The 13,986-nt window shown below is 69.5% G+C and carries 14 protein-coding genes; 7 read left to right on the forward strand and 7 right to left on the reverse strand.

The genetic code is table 11. The features are described from left to right. Nucleotides 1–9 precede the first annotated feature (9 nt). The 3 genes from C3K08_RS13765 to C3K08_RS13775 form a co-directional block, all read right to left on the reverse strand. The gene (locus C3K08_RS13765) at nucleotides 10–507 is read right to left on the reverse strand and encodes a sulfocyanin-like copper-binding protein (RefSeq protein ID WP_104991804.1); all 498 of its coding nucleotides are present in this window, start codon (nucleotides 505–507) and stop codon (nucleotides 10–12) included. Between the two features lie 181 nt (nucleotides 508–688). Continuing rightward, complete coding sequence (locus C3K08_RS13770; protein WP_104991805.1) at nucleotides 689–1,231, reverse strand: hypothetical protein; 543 nt, start codon at nucleotides 1,229–1,231, stop codon at nucleotides 689–691. An 89-nt stretch (nucleotides 1,232–1,320) separates the two neighbouring features. Then, nucleotides 1,321–2,484, reverse strand: coding sequence for a tetratricopeptide repeat protein (locus C3K08_RS13775; RefSeq protein WP_104991806.1), 1,164 nt, complete (start codon nucleotides 2,482–2,484; stop codon nucleotides 1,321–1,323). A gap of 179 nt (nucleotides 2,485–2,663) precedes the next feature. Here C3K08_RS13775 and def point away from each other — a divergent pair, with 179 nt between their 5' ends. The 3 genes from def to C3K08_RS13790 are packed head-to-tail and all read left to right on the forward strand — an operon-like array spanning nucleotide 2,664 to nucleotide 4,901. After that, on the forward strand, nucleotides 2,664–3,323 hold the full coding sequence (gene def, locus C3K08_RS13780; protein WP_369848338.1) for a peptide deformylase: 660 nt from the start codon (nucleotides 2,664–2,666) through the stop codon (nucleotides 3,321–3,323). Beyond that, entirely contained in the window at nucleotides 3,320–4,270 is a 951-nt protein-coding gene (fmt, locus tag C3K08_RS13785) for a methionyl-tRNA formyltransferase (protein WP_104991808.1), read from the forward strand. The genes def and fmt overlap by 4 nt, the downstream gene beginning before the upstream one ends. A gap of 16 nt (nucleotides 4,271–4,286) precedes the next feature. Further along, complete coding sequence (locus tag C3K08_RS13790) at nucleotides 4,287–4,901, forward strand: hypothetical protein (RefSeq protein ID WP_104991809.1); 615 nt, start codon at nucleotides 4,287–4,289, stop codon at nucleotides 4,899–4,901. A gap of 3 nt (nucleotides 4,902–4,904) precedes the next feature. Here C3K08_RS13790 and nth read toward each other — a convergent pair whose 3' ends face one another. The 3 genes from nth to fumC all read right to left on the reverse strand — a co-directional run bounded on the left by nth (nucleotide 4,905) and on the right by fumC (nucleotide 7,429). Then, nucleotides 4,905–5,579: an endonuclease III gene (nth, locus tag C3K08_RS13795; protein ID WP_104991810.1), complete on the reverse strand. Its 675-nt coding sequence runs from the start codon at nucleotides 5,577–5,579 to the stop codon at nucleotides 4,905–4,907. A 70-nt stretch (nucleotides 5,580–5,649) separates the two neighbouring features. Beyond that, complete coding sequence (locus tag C3K08_RS13800) at nucleotides 5,650–5,847, reverse strand: hypothetical protein (RefSeq protein WP_104991811.1); 198 nt, start codon at nucleotides 5,845–5,847, stop codon at nucleotides 5,650–5,652. 187 nt (nucleotides 5,848–6,034) lie between these two features. Beyond that, a complete protein-coding gene (gene fumC, locus C3K08_RS13805) occupies nucleotides 6,035–7,429 on the reverse strand; it encodes a class II fumarate hydratase (protein WP_104991812.1) in 1,395 nt (464 codons plus the stop codon). A gap of 102 nt (nucleotides 7,430–7,531) precedes the next feature. Between fumC and C3K08_RS13810 the strand changes: the two genes are divergently transcribed. Both C3K08_RS13810 and C3K08_RS13815 read left to right on the forward strand, forming a co-directional pair. Beyond that, complete coding sequence (locus tag C3K08_RS13810) at nucleotides 7,532–8,557, forward strand: YpdA family putative bacillithiol disulfide reductase (protein ID WP_199776948.1); 1,026 nt, start codon at nucleotides 7,532–7,534, stop codon at nucleotides 8,555–8,557. A 58-nt stretch (nucleotides 8,558–8,615) separates the two neighbouring features. Further along, nucleotides 8,616–9,869, forward strand: a complete 1,254-nt coding sequence (locus C3K08_RS13815) for a VanW family protein (protein ID WP_104991813.1) — start codon at nucleotides 8,616–8,618, stop codon at nucleotides 9,867–9,869. 79 nt (nucleotides 9,870–9,948) lie between these two features. Here C3K08_RS13815 and C3K08_RS13820 read toward each other — a convergent pair whose 3' ends face one another. After that, nucleotides 9,949–10,215: a hypothetical protein gene (locus C3K08_RS13820; protein WP_104992092.1), complete on the reverse strand. Its 267-nt coding sequence runs from the start codon at nucleotides 10,213–10,215 to the stop codon at nucleotides 9,949–9,951. Nucleotides 10,216–10,484: 269 nt separating this feature from the next. Between C3K08_RS13820 and fdhF the strand changes: the two genes are divergently transcribed. Beyond that, complete coding sequence (gene fdhF, locus C3K08_RS13825; protein ID WP_104991814.1) at nucleotides 10,485–13,484, forward strand: formate dehydrogenase subunit alpha; 3,000 nt, start codon at nucleotides 10,485–10,487, stop codon at nucleotides 13,482–13,484. Continuing rightward, nucleotides 13,484–13,984 (forward strand): DUF1641 domain-containing protein, encoded by a 501-nt coding sequence (locus C3K08_RS13830; RefSeq protein ID WP_104991815.1) that lies wholly within the window; start codon nucleotides 13,484–13,486, stop codon nucleotides 13,982–13,984. Before fdhF ends, C3K08_RS13830 begins: the two co-directional genes overlap by 1 nt. The last annotated feature ends 2 nt before the right edge of the window (nucleotides 13,985–13,986 follow it).

Here is a 13,986-nt window from a genome sequence, read left to right on the forward strand (position 1 = left end):
CCTGACTCTTCAGCGGTAGGTGGGCGCCTTCACGCTGTTGGAGACGGTCATCTTCACGTACATGCCGTTCTGGGCATGCCGCCCGACGCGGCACAGGATCAGATAGGTGCCGGGCCGGTTCGCCACGAAGCGGGTGGTCGCCGCCGCGCCGCCGGGCGCGATCACGCTGGTGGCCGCATTCGGAAACGCGAGGCGCACCTTGCTGAAGTCGGTGGGCACCGTGCTGCCCGCCACGACCGCGAAGTCGTGCGGCATCTTGCCCGCATTGCTGAGGCTGACCTCCACGGTCCAGCCCAGCGGCACGGTCAGGGTCTTCTCGCCTTTGGCGTCCCCGTTGTAGTTCAGGCCATTGTTGTGCCCCTCGTGCCCGGCGACGAACGCCACCTGCACCGTCTTGGCCGCCGCCCGCGAGGTCACGGTGGGCGGGGCGGAGGCGGTGCCCGACGACTGCGCGAGGGCGGGAGCGAGGGCCGTCAGGAGCACAGCGGACAGTGCGAGTCGGTTCATGGTGTTCCCCCTGGGCCGCCCGATGATTCCAGCGTGCCACTTTGCCCCCGCATGGGCACAGGAGCGGCGGGGCTGGGGCTGGAGAAAGGCGGCTCGGGTTCACCGTACAGGGGGCCGCCGTCCCGCGGGAATGCCCGGACGGGACGGCGGCATGTCTGTTTTGCCGGGCTTCCGCCCCGCGTCAGCGGCTGAGGTCATAGCCCGTCACGGTGGTCACCGGACGGGGATTGCCCGCGCCGAGCGGCCGGGCGCGGTCGTAGAGGTTCCAGCCGCGGGCCACCGTGGTCGCCTCGATAAGCACCTCGTCGCTGCCGGGAAACTTGACGGCAGGCAGGTCACCGCCGAACTCGCTGTAGATCAGCCACTGACGGTTGCGGGCGAACGTCTCCCCGACGTTGAAGTCACCGCTGTTGTTCGCGTCGTTGTACACGATGACCTGATAGACACCCGCCACCGTCGCCAGCGAGGGGCTGCGCGGCAGGTCGAGGCCGAACTGCCAGACGTTCTGGCCCTCCACCTTCACCACGTTCTGCTCTTGGTTGCCGTCGTTCGTCACAGCACTCGGAAAGCCCGCCCCCACCAGCGCGAGCCGCAGCCGGGGACTCGCGCCCCAGTCGCCGCGGACGGTGCCGCTGAGGTCGTAGGCATCGGGCGGCTTCACCTCCCGCGAACCACACGCGGCGAGCAGGAGGGTCAGGGGCAGCAGCAGCGAAAGGCGGCGCATGGCCCCAGCCTAAGCTGTTGGCCTGACCGCCGCGTGAACCGCGATGAGGAGCCTCGCCGGACGGGCCAGGCTCCCCGCCGGTTCTCCCCTTACTTGCCCTGCTGCGCCAGCCGCAGGAAATAGGCGCTGCTCTTGTCGTTCGGGTCGAGCGCCACCGCCTGCCCGTAGGCTTCCGCCGCACCCGCGTAGTTCTTCGCCTCGTAGCGCACGCGGCCCAGCCACGCCCACGCCTTCGCGTAGCGGGGATTCAGGCGGGTGGCCTCCAGAAATCCGGCTTCCGCCCCGGCACGGTCCCCCGCCGTGTAGCGGCTATACGCCGTGCGGAAGGTCTGCACGGCTTTCACTCCGAACTGCTCGCCCTCCTGCGCCAGCGCGAGGTTGTAGCGGTCGCTCGCGGTCGCGCCGGGCAGGGCGGCCGCCCCCTGGTAGGCAGCTCGGGCCGCCGCCGCGTCCCCGAGGTCCAGCGCCAGCCGTCCGGCCTCCCGCCACGCTTCCGCGAAGTTGGGGGCGCTGCGGGCCGCTTCCTGAAATCCGGCGAGGGCCTGGGCCTTGCGGCCCGCCTCCAGCTCGCCGTAGGCCCGGCTGAAGGCGCGGGTGGCGGCGGGGCCGTACCGGGAGGCACTCGCGGCCAGCCCCCGGAAGTAGGTCAGGGTGCGGTCGCCTGGGGCGAGTTGCAACGCCCGGTCATAGAGGGTCTGCGCCTGGGCGTAATTCCCCGACTCCAGCGCAGTACGGGCCGCCCACGTCGCGCAGGGAACACTGGCGGGGTCGAGTTGCAAGCAGGCCGCGAAGGAAGCCGCTGCCTGGCTGGGCTGGTTGCGGGTGTAGGCCGCGTACCCCAGGTTGTACTGGGCGGTCGCCGCCTGCCGCGCATCCGCGCTGCCGGGGCTGGCAGGCGCGGCGCGGAACAGGGCCTGCCAGCCCAGCTCGGCCTGACGCCAGAAGCCCACCTCGGTGTAGAGCTGGGCGCGGAGGCGCAGGGCGTCCACGTTGCCGGGTTCCAGCGTGACGGCCGCCTCCGCCGCGTCCACCGCCGAGCGCCACAGCGTCTGGTCGATGCTGGCGCTGCCCGCCGGGTACGTGCGCCGGGCCTCGTCCGCAAGGCGGCGGGCTTCCGCGATGGCCTGGGCTGCACTTGCAAAGGCGGGAGCGGTCGCGGCGGGCTGAGCGGGCGCCGTCTGGGTCGTCGTTTGGGCAGTAGCAGGCGCAGCAAGCAGCAGGGTGCCGAGCAACAGCAGGGAACGGGTGGACATGGAGCCTCCTTACGGGCAAGGAATCGGGGAAAAGGGCCAGAAACGTCCCCCCGATGCTGGGCAGCGGGCATGGCCGCCGCGTGAGAGTCTCCTCAAGCCCCCAGCCTCCCCTGCCTTCCTGGCCCGAAGGTGCCCGCGTGCAGGGCCGTCTCACCGGCCTCTGGTAAAACGGAAGCATTGTGAAGGTCACCGACGCTCCGCCCCGCATCTACCCCATCCGCCTGTACGGCGACCCCGTGCTGCGCCGCAAGGCGAAGCCTGTGCAGCCGGGCGACACGCTGACCGTGCCCGGCTTTGGTCCGCAGACCGTCCGCGAGGTGGCGAACACCATGCTGGAGACGATGTTCGAGGCGCGGGGGGTGGGCCTCGCCGCCCCGCAGGTGGGCCTCCCCGTGCGGCTGTTCGTGGCGGTCGAGTACGAGGACGACGAGGAGGAGCAGGAGGGCGGCGAGAAGCCCCTCAAGTCCCGCGTCCTGCGCGAGTTCGTGATGCTCAACCCGGTCCTGACCGTCACCGACAAGAAAAAGGACCGCTCCTACCAGGAAGGCTGCCTGAGCATCCCCGGCATCTACGAGGAAGGGGTCGCCCGCGCCCGTGGGGTGCAGGTGCGCTACACCGACCTGGACGGGCAGGAGCGGACGCTGGAGGCCGACGACTACCTCGCCCGCGTCTTCCAGCACGAGGCGGACCACCTCGACGGCGTCTTCTTCCTCGACCGCCTGCCCCCCGAGGTGACCGAGGACTACCGCAAGGAACTCGCGGCCATGCAGCGCAAGTCCAAGCAGTTCCTCGCGGAGCTGGCCGAGGTGCAAAGGGCGCAGCGGGAGCGCTCCGAGTGACGTTCGCCCCCCGCGTGGCCTTTTTCGGCTCGCCCGCCTTCGCCGTGCCCGTGCTGAATGCCATCCGCGAGCGCTTCGAGGTCGTGCTGGTGGTCGCGCAGCCCGACAAGCCGGTGGGCCGGGGCCTGAAGCTCACGCCGCCCCCGGTCGCCGCCCGCGCCGCCGAGGTGGGGTTGCCCCTCGCCCAGCCCCGCAAGCTGCGCGGCAACGCCACCTTCGAGGCCCGGCTGCGTGACTCTGGCGCGGATGTGGCGGTGACCTGCGCCTACGGCAAGATTCTGCCGGGGTCACTGCTGGCGGTGCCCCGCTTCGGCTTCCTGAACACCCACACCAGCCTGCTCCCGAAATACCGGGGGGCCGCACCGATCCAGTGGGCCTTGATCGGAGGTGAGACGGTCACGGGCACGACGATCATGCAGACCGACGAGGGCCTGGACACCGGGCCGATCCTGCTGCAAGAGGCGCTGCCCATCGCGCCGGCGTGGACCAGCCTTGAACTGTCGGATGCGCTGAGCACCCAGGCGGCGCGGCTGATCGTGGAGGCCCTGTCGCGCCTGCCCGACCTCTCCCCCATCCCGCAGGATGACGCGCAGGCCACCCACGCCCCGCTGCTCACCAAGGAAGACGGCTTCGTGCGCTGGACTGACTCGGCGCAGGCGGTCGTCAACCGTTACCGGGGCGTGGCCGCGTGGCCGCAGACGACGGCCTTTCTGGGAGGAGCGCGGCTGAAGCTCTCGGGCCTGATGGTCGCGGAGGGGCAGGGGCAGCCCGGCGACGTGCTGGGCGTGGACGCCGAGGGTCTGACGGTCGCGTGCGGCGAGGGAGCGGTGCAGGTAGCGACCGTGCAGCCCGAGGCCCGCAAGGCCCAGCACGCCGCCGTGTGGGCCTCGGGCGCGGGGGTGGGCCGGGGCACCCGCTTCGACCTCTGGGAACCGGCCGCCGGGTAGGGCCGTATCCCCGAGCGTGAACCCCACCTTTCCCCTCACGCTGGACTTCAAGTTCAGCCTTCTGACCGAGCTGAGAGTCTCCGACGCCGAGGGGCGGGTGGTGGCGGTCGTCAAGGAGAAGTTCTTCAGCATCCGCGACGAGGTGCGCGTCTACAGCGACGAGGCGCGGCAGGTCCAGACCCACGGCATCCGCGCGCAGGGGCTGATGGCGGGGGCACTCGACTGGCGGGCACGGCGGTTGATTCGCCGGGTGGACGGCTCCGCGGTGGGGGCCTTGCAAGCCCAGGGGATGCGGACCCTGTGGGGCGCGAGCTACGAACTCCTGGGCGCTGACGGTGACCTCGCCTTCACCCTGCGCGACGACCATCCCTGGATGAGCGTGGTGGAGGGTGTGATCAGCGCCGTGCCCCTGGTGGGCGACCTGATCGCGGCGGGCTTCGACTACTTCGTCAACCCGACCTACACGGTGCGGGACGCGGCGGGGGAACCGGCCTTCCGCGTTCGCAAGCGCCGCAGCCTGTTCTCGCGCCGCTTTGAGGTCGAAGCCCTACGACCCGTGCGCCCGGAGGAAGGCGAACTCGTCACCCTGGGGCTAATTCAACTCGTGCTGCGCGAGCGGGAACGGGGCTGAGGCTTAGCCTTTGGCGGGCTTTTCGCTGAAACTCGGCACGTTGTTGCCGTAGACGGCAAAGGCATCGCAGCGCTCGCGCAGCACGCACGCCGGACACTTCGGGCGGGTCCATGTGCAGACGCGCTGGCCGTGGCGCAGCAGGTTGACGTGCAGTTCGTAGAGGTACGGCGGGTCGGGCGGCAGCAGCGCGAGGATCGCCCGGTGCGCGGCCTGCTCGCCCATCCGGGGAATCGTGCCCACGCGGGTGTTGATGCGGTGGACGTGGGTGTCCACCGGAAAGACGGGCCGCGCGTAGTTGAACAGCAGCACCAGCGAGGCCGTCTTGACCCCCACGCCGGGCAGGTCGGTGAGCCACTTCATGGCGTCCCTGACGGGCCACTCGGCCAGAAAGTCGAGGTCATAGCCGCCCCGCTGCTCCCGGATGGCCCGCAGGGTGGCCTGGATGCGCGGGGCCTTGCTCTCGGGGTAGTTGCTGCGGCGGATGGCGTGCGCGACGGCCTCGGTCGGAGCCTCTATGATTGCGTCCCAGTCCCCCAGGGTCAGCAGTTCCTGATAGGCCGCCTCCTCGTCCTGGTGGGTGGTGCGCTGGGAGAGGATGGTGCTGATCAGTTCGTGCATGGGGGCACGCCGGGCGACCAGCGGGCGCTCGCCGTACTCGGCCCGCAAGCGTTCGTACATCCACCCCAGCAGTTTGGCCCGCTCCTCGGGAGGGCGGGCCGCGTTGAGGGTCGGCCCAGATGGAGCCGGATCAGTCACGGGCGGTGCTGGAGCGGTCGGCGCCCTCGCCTCCGGCCTCGTCCCGGCCCCCCTCGGCAGGCTGGTCTTTGTCGGCGGGGTCAATGCCGGGGTTCTCGCCCCGCGCCCCCTCGGGAATGGCGTGGCTCTGGCCCTCGGCGGGCGAGGTCTGGGCGGGGTCGTAGCCTTTCTTCTGGGTGTCGTCGGTCATGGCCTCAGCCTGCGCCCGGCCCCGCACCGCCGGACGAGACCGGCGTAAAGGCGGGTTTAGAGGCTGAAAGGCGGTATGAAAAAACCGCCACTACGGGCGGTTGAATGAAACAAGGATAGCGCGGTATGCAGGATTCGTCAATCCCAACCGGGTCATCCGGGAGGGCCGCCCCCCCGCGCACCCCGGCTTAGCTGTGGGTCATGTCGAGCGGCACGACCCACTCGGCAAACTCCTCCTCGGTCACGTGCCCCAGTGCGAGCGCCGCTTCCTTCAGGCTGGAGCCTTCCTTGTGGGCCTTCTTGGCGATGGCGGCGGCCTTGTCGTAGCCGATGTGCTTGTTCAGGGCGGTGACCTGCATCAGGTTGATGTCGAGGTTGTGCCCGATTTTTTCCAGATTCGGCTCGATCCCGACCGCGCAGTTGTCGTTGAAGGCGACGGAGGCGTCCGCGATCAACCGGATGCTCTCCAGCACGGCGTGGACCATCACGGGCTTGAACACGTTGAGCTGGAAGTTGCCCTGCGACCCGGCGAAGGCGACGGTGGCGTCGTTGCCGAAGACGCGGGTGGCGACCATCGTCAGCGCCTCGCTTTGCGTGGGGTTCACCTTGCCGGGCATGATGGAGCTGCCCGGCTCGTTTTCCGGAATCACGATCTCGCCGATGCCGTTGCGCGGCCCGCTGGCCAGCCAGCGCACGTCGTTCGCCATCTTCATCAGCGCCCCGGCCAGGGTCCGCAGCGCCGCCGAGGTCTGCACCAGGGCGTCGTGGGCCGACAGGGCCGCGAACTTGTTCTCGGCGGAGCGGAAGGGGAAGCCCGTCTCGGCCTCGTACTTCTTCGCCGCGAGGTCCCCGAACTGCGGGTGCGCGTTCAGGCCGGTGCCCACCGCCGTGCCCCCGATGGCGAGGTCGTAGAGGCCCGTCTCCGCGTGCTTGACCTCCGCCAGCGCGTAGTCGAGCTGTGCGACCCAGCCCCCGATCTCCTGGCCCAGCGTGATGGGCGTGGCGTCTTGCAGGTGGGTGCGGCCCACCTTGACCAGCCCGGCGTACTGCTCGGCCTTCTGCGCCAGCGTGTCGCGCAGCTTGCCCACGCTGCCGTACAGACGTTCATTCAGCTCCAGCACCACCGCGATGTGCATGGCGGTCGGGAAGGTGTCGTTGCTGCTCTGGCCCCGGTTCACGTGGTCGTTGGGATGAACGGGCGACTTGCTGCCCATCTGCCCGCCCGCGAGTTCGATGGCACGGTTGGAGATCACCTCGTTCGCGTTCATGTTGCTCTGGGTGCCCGAGCCGGTCTGGAACACGACGAGGGGGAAGTGGTCGTCCAGCCGCCCGGCGATCACCTCGTCGGCGGCCCGCACGATCAGGTCGGCGATCTCCTGCGGCAGTTCGCCCAGTTCGGCATTGGCCTGCGCCGCGCCCTTTTTCAGGATGCCCAGCGCCCGGATGACGGGGCGGCCCCACACGAAGGTGTCGCGCCCGATGGGGAAGTTGTGGATGGAACGCTCGGTCTGGGCGCCCCAGTAGCGGCTGGCGTCCACGTCCAGCGTGCCCATCGTGTCGGATTCTTTGCGGGTCTGCGTCATGCGGCCAGTGTACCGGGGGCCATTTGGGGCGGGGGCGTCACAGCCGGGGGGACGCGCCCGACCTCACCGTCTCGCCCGCGCCCCCATGCCACACTTCCCCCCATGAGCCAGATGTTCGACGTCGCCATCGTGGGAGCCGGGCCGGTGGGCCTCGCCGCCGCCATCGCCTGCAAGCGGGCAGGACTGACTTACGTGGTGCTGGAGAAAGGCTGCGTCGTCAACGCGATTTTCGAGTACCCCACCTACATGACCTTCTTCACCACCGCGCCCGAGCTGGAGATCGGCAACCACCCGATGGTCACGGGCCACGACAAACCCGACCGCCGCGACGCGCTGATGTACTACCGCCTCGTGACCCAGCGCGAGGAGCTGAACGTGCGCCTGTACACCGAGGTGAGGCGCGTCCACGCGGCCCCAGCGGGCTTCACGCTGGAGGTCGAGGCGCAGGACGGCACGCCGGACGTGGTGGAGGCGCGGCGGGTCGTCGTGGCGACTGGGTACTACGACAATCCCGTTCACCTCGGGATTCCCGGCGAGGACTCGCCCAACGTCAGCCACTACTACACCGAGGCGCATCCCTTCCTGGGGCTGAACGTCACCGTGATCGGGGCAGGCAACTCCGCCGCCGACGCGGCCCTCGACCTCTGGCGCGGCGGGGCCAACGTCACGATGGTCGTGCGGGCGCCCGAGCTGAAGTCCACCATCAAGTACTGGGTGCGGCCCGATCTTGAAAACCGCATCAAGGAAGGCTCCATCGCCGCGCACTTTGGCTCCCAGGTGGTCGAGATTCACCCCGAGCACGTCGTCGTTCAGCGGGCGGACGGGACCACCTCCGAGCTGCCCACCCACTTCACCTTCGCGCTGACGGGGTACCGCCCGGACCTGTCCTTCCTGTCTGGGCTGAACCTCGCCCAGCATGCCGACGAGTGCCTGGTGCTGGACGAGCACTACCAGAGCAGCGTGCCGGGCCTGTTCGTGGTGGGGTCGGCGGGCTTCGCGGGCAAGACGAATCAGGTCTTTATCGAGAACGGGCGGCACCACGCGGTGGCAGCGGTGGCCGAGATCGAGCGGCAGCTCGCGCCGGGGCAGGTGGACGGGACGCCGGAGACGGTGCTCTCGGTCCATTAACCCCCTCCCACACGGGCGAGACACGTTTGGCGCCGGGGGGCGTGGAATACTGCCCGGCATGACTCAAGCCCGCACCCTTCTCCTCGCGGGGCTGCTGCTGGGCGCCGCGCAGGCCCAGACGGCCCCCGAGCCCCTGCCCCCGGTGGACGCCCCGGCGCCTGTGGGCGAACCGGCTCCGGCGACGCCCCCGACCGCTCCAGCCACGCCCCCGGCTGCCACGCCCGCCCGCACCGCGCCCCTGCTGATCACCGTGCAGGTGAATTTCCCGGCGCTGGTCGGCGGCAAGAAAACCACCGTGCCCTTTGTGAGCACGCTGAACCTCCCCGGCGAACGGGTGGCGGTGCTGCGGCAGCGCGGGATCATCACCGAGAGCCTGGAGGCGGACCTGAAGACCTTCCTGGCCTCGCTCCCCGCGCAGGGACAGGACGCCCGCTTCGAGAACCTCGGCACGGCGGGCTGGGCGGTCGTGCAGCGCAACGGGCTGAAGGTGGACACCGAGCAGACCCGCGCCAGTGTCCTCGCCGCGCTGAAAGACCCCCGCGCGGTGCGGGCGAACGTGGTCGTGACCGGGCAGGTCGCGCCGAAGCGGACGCTGGACTTCTTCGCAGGTAAGAGCATCACCGCGCACCTCGCCACCGGGGTCACCAACTACGCCGGGAGCAGCGCCGCCCGCATGACCAACATTCATGTGGGCACCCGCAACTTTCAGGACCGCCTGTTCGAGGGCAAGTCCTTTTCCTTCAATCAGTTTATCGGCAACATCTCGGCGCGGGCCGGATACGTGCCGGGCCTGATCATCGCCGGGGACCGCACCGAGACGGGCCTGGGCGGGGGCATCTGCCAGGTCAGCACGACGGCGTTCCGGGCGCTGTACGGGGCGGGCCTCCCGGTCGTGGAGCGGCACACCCACTCCTATCAGGTGCACTACTACCAGCCCCAGGGCCTCGACGCGGCGATCTACCAGCCCACCCTCGACCTGAAGTTCGCCAACGACACGGGCGGCGCCCTGTGGTTCCAGGCCGACTGGAACGACGCGGACGGTCACCTGGAGATCAGCGTCTTCGGCAAGGCCCGCGACTTCACGGTGGAACTCAGCCAACCCAGGGTCCTGAAGACGGTGCCCTCCCCCGCCGACCGCCTGATTCGCAGCACTGCCCTGAAACCCGGCGAGCGCCGTCAGGTGGACTGGGCCGCGCCCGGCGCCACGATGGAAGTGACGCGCAAGCTGGTCCGGGGGGGCAAGGTGATCCGGCAAGACACCCTGAAAAGCACGTATCGGCCCTGGCCCAACATCTATCTGGTCGGGCGCTGAGGTTCATGGGGAGAGGGGCGACCATTGCAGATGCGGTCGCCCCTTTCCCCATTCGTGGTCTCCCCGCCGACGAAGAAGCTCAGCTCCCGTCGCCGCTCCCGTTGCGGTCCGAGCGGGCGCGGGGGTCGGTGCCCAACACGCTGGCGCCGGTCTCGGCGTCCGTGCCGGTGCTGTAGGCGGTGCCCTGGGCGGGCGTGGCCGCGTTCTCCTGCGGGGCGCGGGTGCCGCCCAGGAGGTTCGTCATGTCGGCTCCGAAAGGCCCCTCGGCGTCCTCCCGGTGCTCGTTCACCGCGTCCTGATCGGGAGGCTCGGGCGTCTTGTAGGGCGTGGTCGGGTCGTCTGACATGAATACCTCCCCTGAGAGCCGCAGCATCGCCCTTCCTGGCTTCCCGACCGTGAGGAATCGCTAAAGCCGCGCAAAGGCGGATGCCGCTAGCCAAAACGCACTGCCGGGCGCAGAGTGCGCGGCAACGGTCAGCGGGAACTTGTCCAGGGGAGTGGGGGCCACGCCTCCTTCCGGCCTGCGGGCGGCCGCGCCCGGCCGTTATACTTCCGCCACAGCCCACAACCCATGGTCCGCCGCGCCTCATCCCGAACCCGACTCCGGAGGATGCCTTGCCGCCTTTTGATACCCACGTGACCGTCAACGGAGTGCCGCAGCCCGCAAGGACGGGCGAACCCCTCGTCGAGGTGATCAACCGCGCCTCGGTGGAGCTGGCGCAGGTGTGCTACCACCCGCAGCTCGGCCCGATCCAGACCTGCGACACCTGTCTCGTGGAGGTCAACGGCGAACTCGTGCGGGCCTGCGGCACGCCGGTCACCCACGGCCTGACCGTGCGGACCGAGACGACCGCCGCCCGCAGTTCCCGCAAGGCTGCCTTCGACCGCCTGCTCGGCAACCACCTGCTCTACTGCACCGTCTGCGACAACAACAACGGCAACTGCGTGGTTCACAACACCACGGCGCTGCTGAAGGTCGAGCATCAGGACACGCCGTACCAGCCCAAGCCCTATCCCAAGGACGAGTCCAACCCCTTCTACCGCTACGACCCCGACCAGTGCATCCTGTGCGGGCGCTGCGTGGAGGCCTGCCAGAACCTTCAGGTCAACGAGACGCTCTCCATCAACTGGGAAGACCCCCATCCCCGCGTGCTGTGGGACGGCGGCTCGCCCATCAACGAGTCGAGCTGCGTGAGCTGCGGCCACTGCGTCACCGTCTGCCCGTGCAACGCCCTGATGGAAAAGTCCATGCTGGGCGAGGCGGGCCTGATGACCGACATGCCGCTGCCGGTGTTCCACTCGGCGGTCGATCTGGTCAAGGCGGCGGAACCCTCCATCGGCTACGGACCGATCCTGCAACTCTCGGACACCGAGTCGGCGATGCGCGAGGGGTCGATCCAGCGCACGAAGACCGTCTGCACGTATTGCGGGGTGGGATGCTCCTTCGAGGTCTGGACCAAGGAGCGCCACATCCTCAAGGTCGAGCCGACCCACGGCCCGGCGAACGGCGTCTCGACCTGTATCAAGGGCAAGTTCGGCTGGGACTACGTGAACAGCGAGGAGCGCCTGACCACGCCCCTGATCCGCGAGAACGGCACCTTCCGCGAGGCGAGCTGGGACGAGGCGCTGAACCTGATCGCCCGGCGCTTCACGGAGATTCGCGGGCAGCACGGCCCCGACGCGCTGGCCTTTATCGCCTCCTCGAAATGCACGAACGAGGAAGCGTTCCTGATGCAGAAGCTCGCGCGGGCGGTCGTCGGCACGAACAACATGGACAACTGCTCGCGCTACTGCCAGTCTCCCGCCACGATGGGCCTGTGGCGCACGGTGGGCTACGGCGGCGACTCGGGGTCCATCCACGACATCGAGCAGGCCGGGCTGGTCATCGGCATCGGCACGAACACCGCCGAGTCGCACCCGGTCCTCGCCACGCGGGTCAAGCGGTCGCACAAGCTGCGCGGCCAGCGCCTGATCGTGGCCGACCTGCGCGAGCACGAGATGGCGCAGCGGGCCGACCTCTTCGTGCGCCCCGTGCCCGGCACCGACTTCGTGTGGCTGACCGCCGTGGCGAAGTACATCCTCGACGAGGGGCTGGAAAAGCGGGACTTCACTGAGCAGTGGGTCAACGGCCTGGACGAGTACCGGGCCAGCATCGCCCCGTACACCCTCGCCCACGCCGAGGAGATCACCGGCATCCCCCAGGACACCCTGCGGCAGATCGCGCACGAGATCGTGCAGGCCGACGGCACCTGCATCCTGTGGGCGATGGGGGTGACCCAGCAGTGCAGCGGCTCGGAAACCTCCACGGCGATTTCCAACCTGCTGCTGATCACCGGAAACTACATGCGCCCCGGCGCCGGGTCCTACCCCCTGCGCGGACACAACAACGTGCAGGGGGCCTCCGACATGGGCGCCATGCCCGGCTTCGTGGGCGGCTACCAGAAGGTCGAGGACCCGGCGGTGCAGGAGAAGTTCGCGGCGGCGTGGGGCGTGCCCCTCCCGCAGAACAAGGGCCTGGACAACCACGAGATGGTCCACGCGGTCCACGACGGCACCCTGCGGGCCATGTACCTCAAGGGCGAGGAGATGGGCCTGGTGGACGCGAACGCGAACTACGTGGACGCAGCCTTTGAGAAGCTCGACTTCTTCGTGGTGCAGGACGTGTTTTTCAGCCGCACGGCGCAGTTCGCGGACGTGGTGCTGCCCGCCAGCCCCAGCCTGGAGAAGGACGGCACCTTCACCAACACCGAGCGCCGCATCCAGCGCCTCTACCGCGCCCTGGAGCCGCTGGGCCAGAGCCGCCCCGACTGGGAGATCATCCAGGGCGTCGCCAACGCCATGGGCGCGGGCTGGTCCTACGCGCACCCCGCCGAGATCATGGCCGAGGTCGCCTCGCTGGTGCCGCTGTACTCTGGCGTGACCTACGAGCGGCTGGAGGGCTTCCGCTCGTTGCAGTGGCCCATGCTGCCCGATGGAAGCGACACGCCGCTGCTGTTCACGGAAGGCTTCCCCTTTCCCGACCGCAAGGCGCGGCTCTACCCGGCCGAGTTCATCGCGCCGCTGGAGGTACCGAACGAAGAGTTCGACCTGCACCTCAACAACGGCCGGATGCTGGAGCACTTCCACGAGGGCAACATGACCTTCAAGTCGGCGGGCATCAGCCAGAAGGTGCCCGGCTCGCTCGTGGAGGTATCGCCGGAACTCGCCCGCGAGCGCGGCCTCGAAAGCGGGCGCTTCGTGCGGCTGGTTTCGCGCCACGGGGCGGTGCGGGTGCGGGTCCACGTGACCGACCGGGTGCAGGGCAAGCAACTCTACATGCCGATGAACAACCCCTCGGCCCGCGACGCGGTCAATCGCCTGACCGGCAGCCACACCGATCCCAGCACTCACACGCCCGCCTACAAGGACACGGCGGTGCGTCTGGAGGTGCTGCCGGAGATGGGCGACAATCCGCTGCCGCGCGTGAACCACCGCTACGGCCACCCCACCCCGCAGCGCGGCGTGGAAGTCGAGCGCAAGTGGCAGCGGGCGGACTACCGTTTTCCAGGTGCCCTGTACAACCGACTCTCGGCGCTGCGCGGAACGCAGCCTGACCCCGTGGGAGGGGACGACTGATGGCCAAAGCGATTGACTTCGACGCCCGGACGCTGCTTCCCACCCCAGAGGAGCGGCTGGCGACCGGGACGGCCGGGGGGGCCGACGCCCTGCTGGAGGCCATCGAGCTGCTTCAGGTACTGCACGAGCGCAAGGTGCTGCACACCCTGACGCGGGTGGTGGAGGGGGGCGGCGGCCTCGCCTTTCACGCGCTGGAGGTGCTGAACGAACCCGGCAGCGTGCGGGCGATTCGCAACCTCCTCGAACTCGTGAAGCTGCTGGGGAGCATCGAGCCGGAGGCGATCACCACCGTGTCGGGGGCGCTCGCGGACGGTATCCGGGCGGGCGCCCAGCGGGTGCAGCACCGCCAGCAGATCGGCATGAAGGAGTTGCTCACGCTCAGCCGCGACCCCGACCTGGGCCTCGCGCTGGGGGCGCTGGTCGACGTGCTGCGCGGCTTTGGCCGGGGCCTGCGCGAGCGCGAGGAGTACGGCAACACGCCCCCGGTGCCCCACACCTGAGC

This window comes from Deinococcus sp. NW-56, from assembly GCF_002953415.1.
In the GTDB taxonomy this organism is placed as follows: domain Bacteria; phylum Deinococcota; class Deinococci; order Deinococcales; family Deinococcaceae; genus Deinococcus.

Bases quoted from the DNA above. Each gene is read 5' to 3' on its own strand.
- C3K08_RS13765 (WP_104991804.1), bottom strand. From the start codon at position 507: ATGAACCGACTCGCACTGTCCGCTGTGCTCCTGACGGCCCTCGCTCCC.
- C3K08_RS13770 (WP_104991805.1), bottom strand. From the start codon at position 1,231: ATGCGCCGCCTTTCGCTGCTGCTGCCCCTGACCCTCCTGCTCGCCGCG.
- C3K08_RS13775 (WP_104991806.1), bottom strand. From the start codon at position 2,484: ATGTCCACCCGTTCCCTGCTGTTGCTCGGCACCCTGCTGCTTGCTGCG.
- nth (WP_104991810.1), bottom strand. From the start codon at position 5,579: ATGTACGAACGCTTGCGGGCCGAGTACGGCGAGCGCCCGCTGGTCGCC.
- C3K08_RS13800 (WP_104991811.1), bottom strand. From the start codon at position 5,847: ATGACCGACGACACCCAGAAGAAAGGCTACGACCCCGCCCAGACCTCG.
- fumC (WP_104991812.1), bottom strand. From the start codon at position 7,429: ATGACGCAGACCCGCAAAGAATCCGACACGATGGGCACGCTGGACGTG.
- C3K08_RS13810 (WP_199776948.1), top strand. From the start codon at position 7,532: ATGAGCCAGATGTTCGACGTCGCCATCGTGGGAGCCGGGCCGGTGGGC.
- C3K08_RS13815 (WP_104991813.1), top strand. From the start codon at position 8,616: ATGACTCAAGCCCGCACCCTTCTCCTCGCGGGGCTGCTGCTGGGCGCC.
- C3K08_RS13820 (WP_104992092.1), bottom strand. From the start codon at position 10,215: ATGTCAGACGACCCGACCACGCCCTACAAGACGCCCGAGCCTCCCGAT.
- C3K08_RS13830 (WP_104991815.1), top strand. From the start codon at position 13,484: ATGGCCAAAGCGATTGACTTCGACGCCCGGACGCTGCTTCCCACCCCA.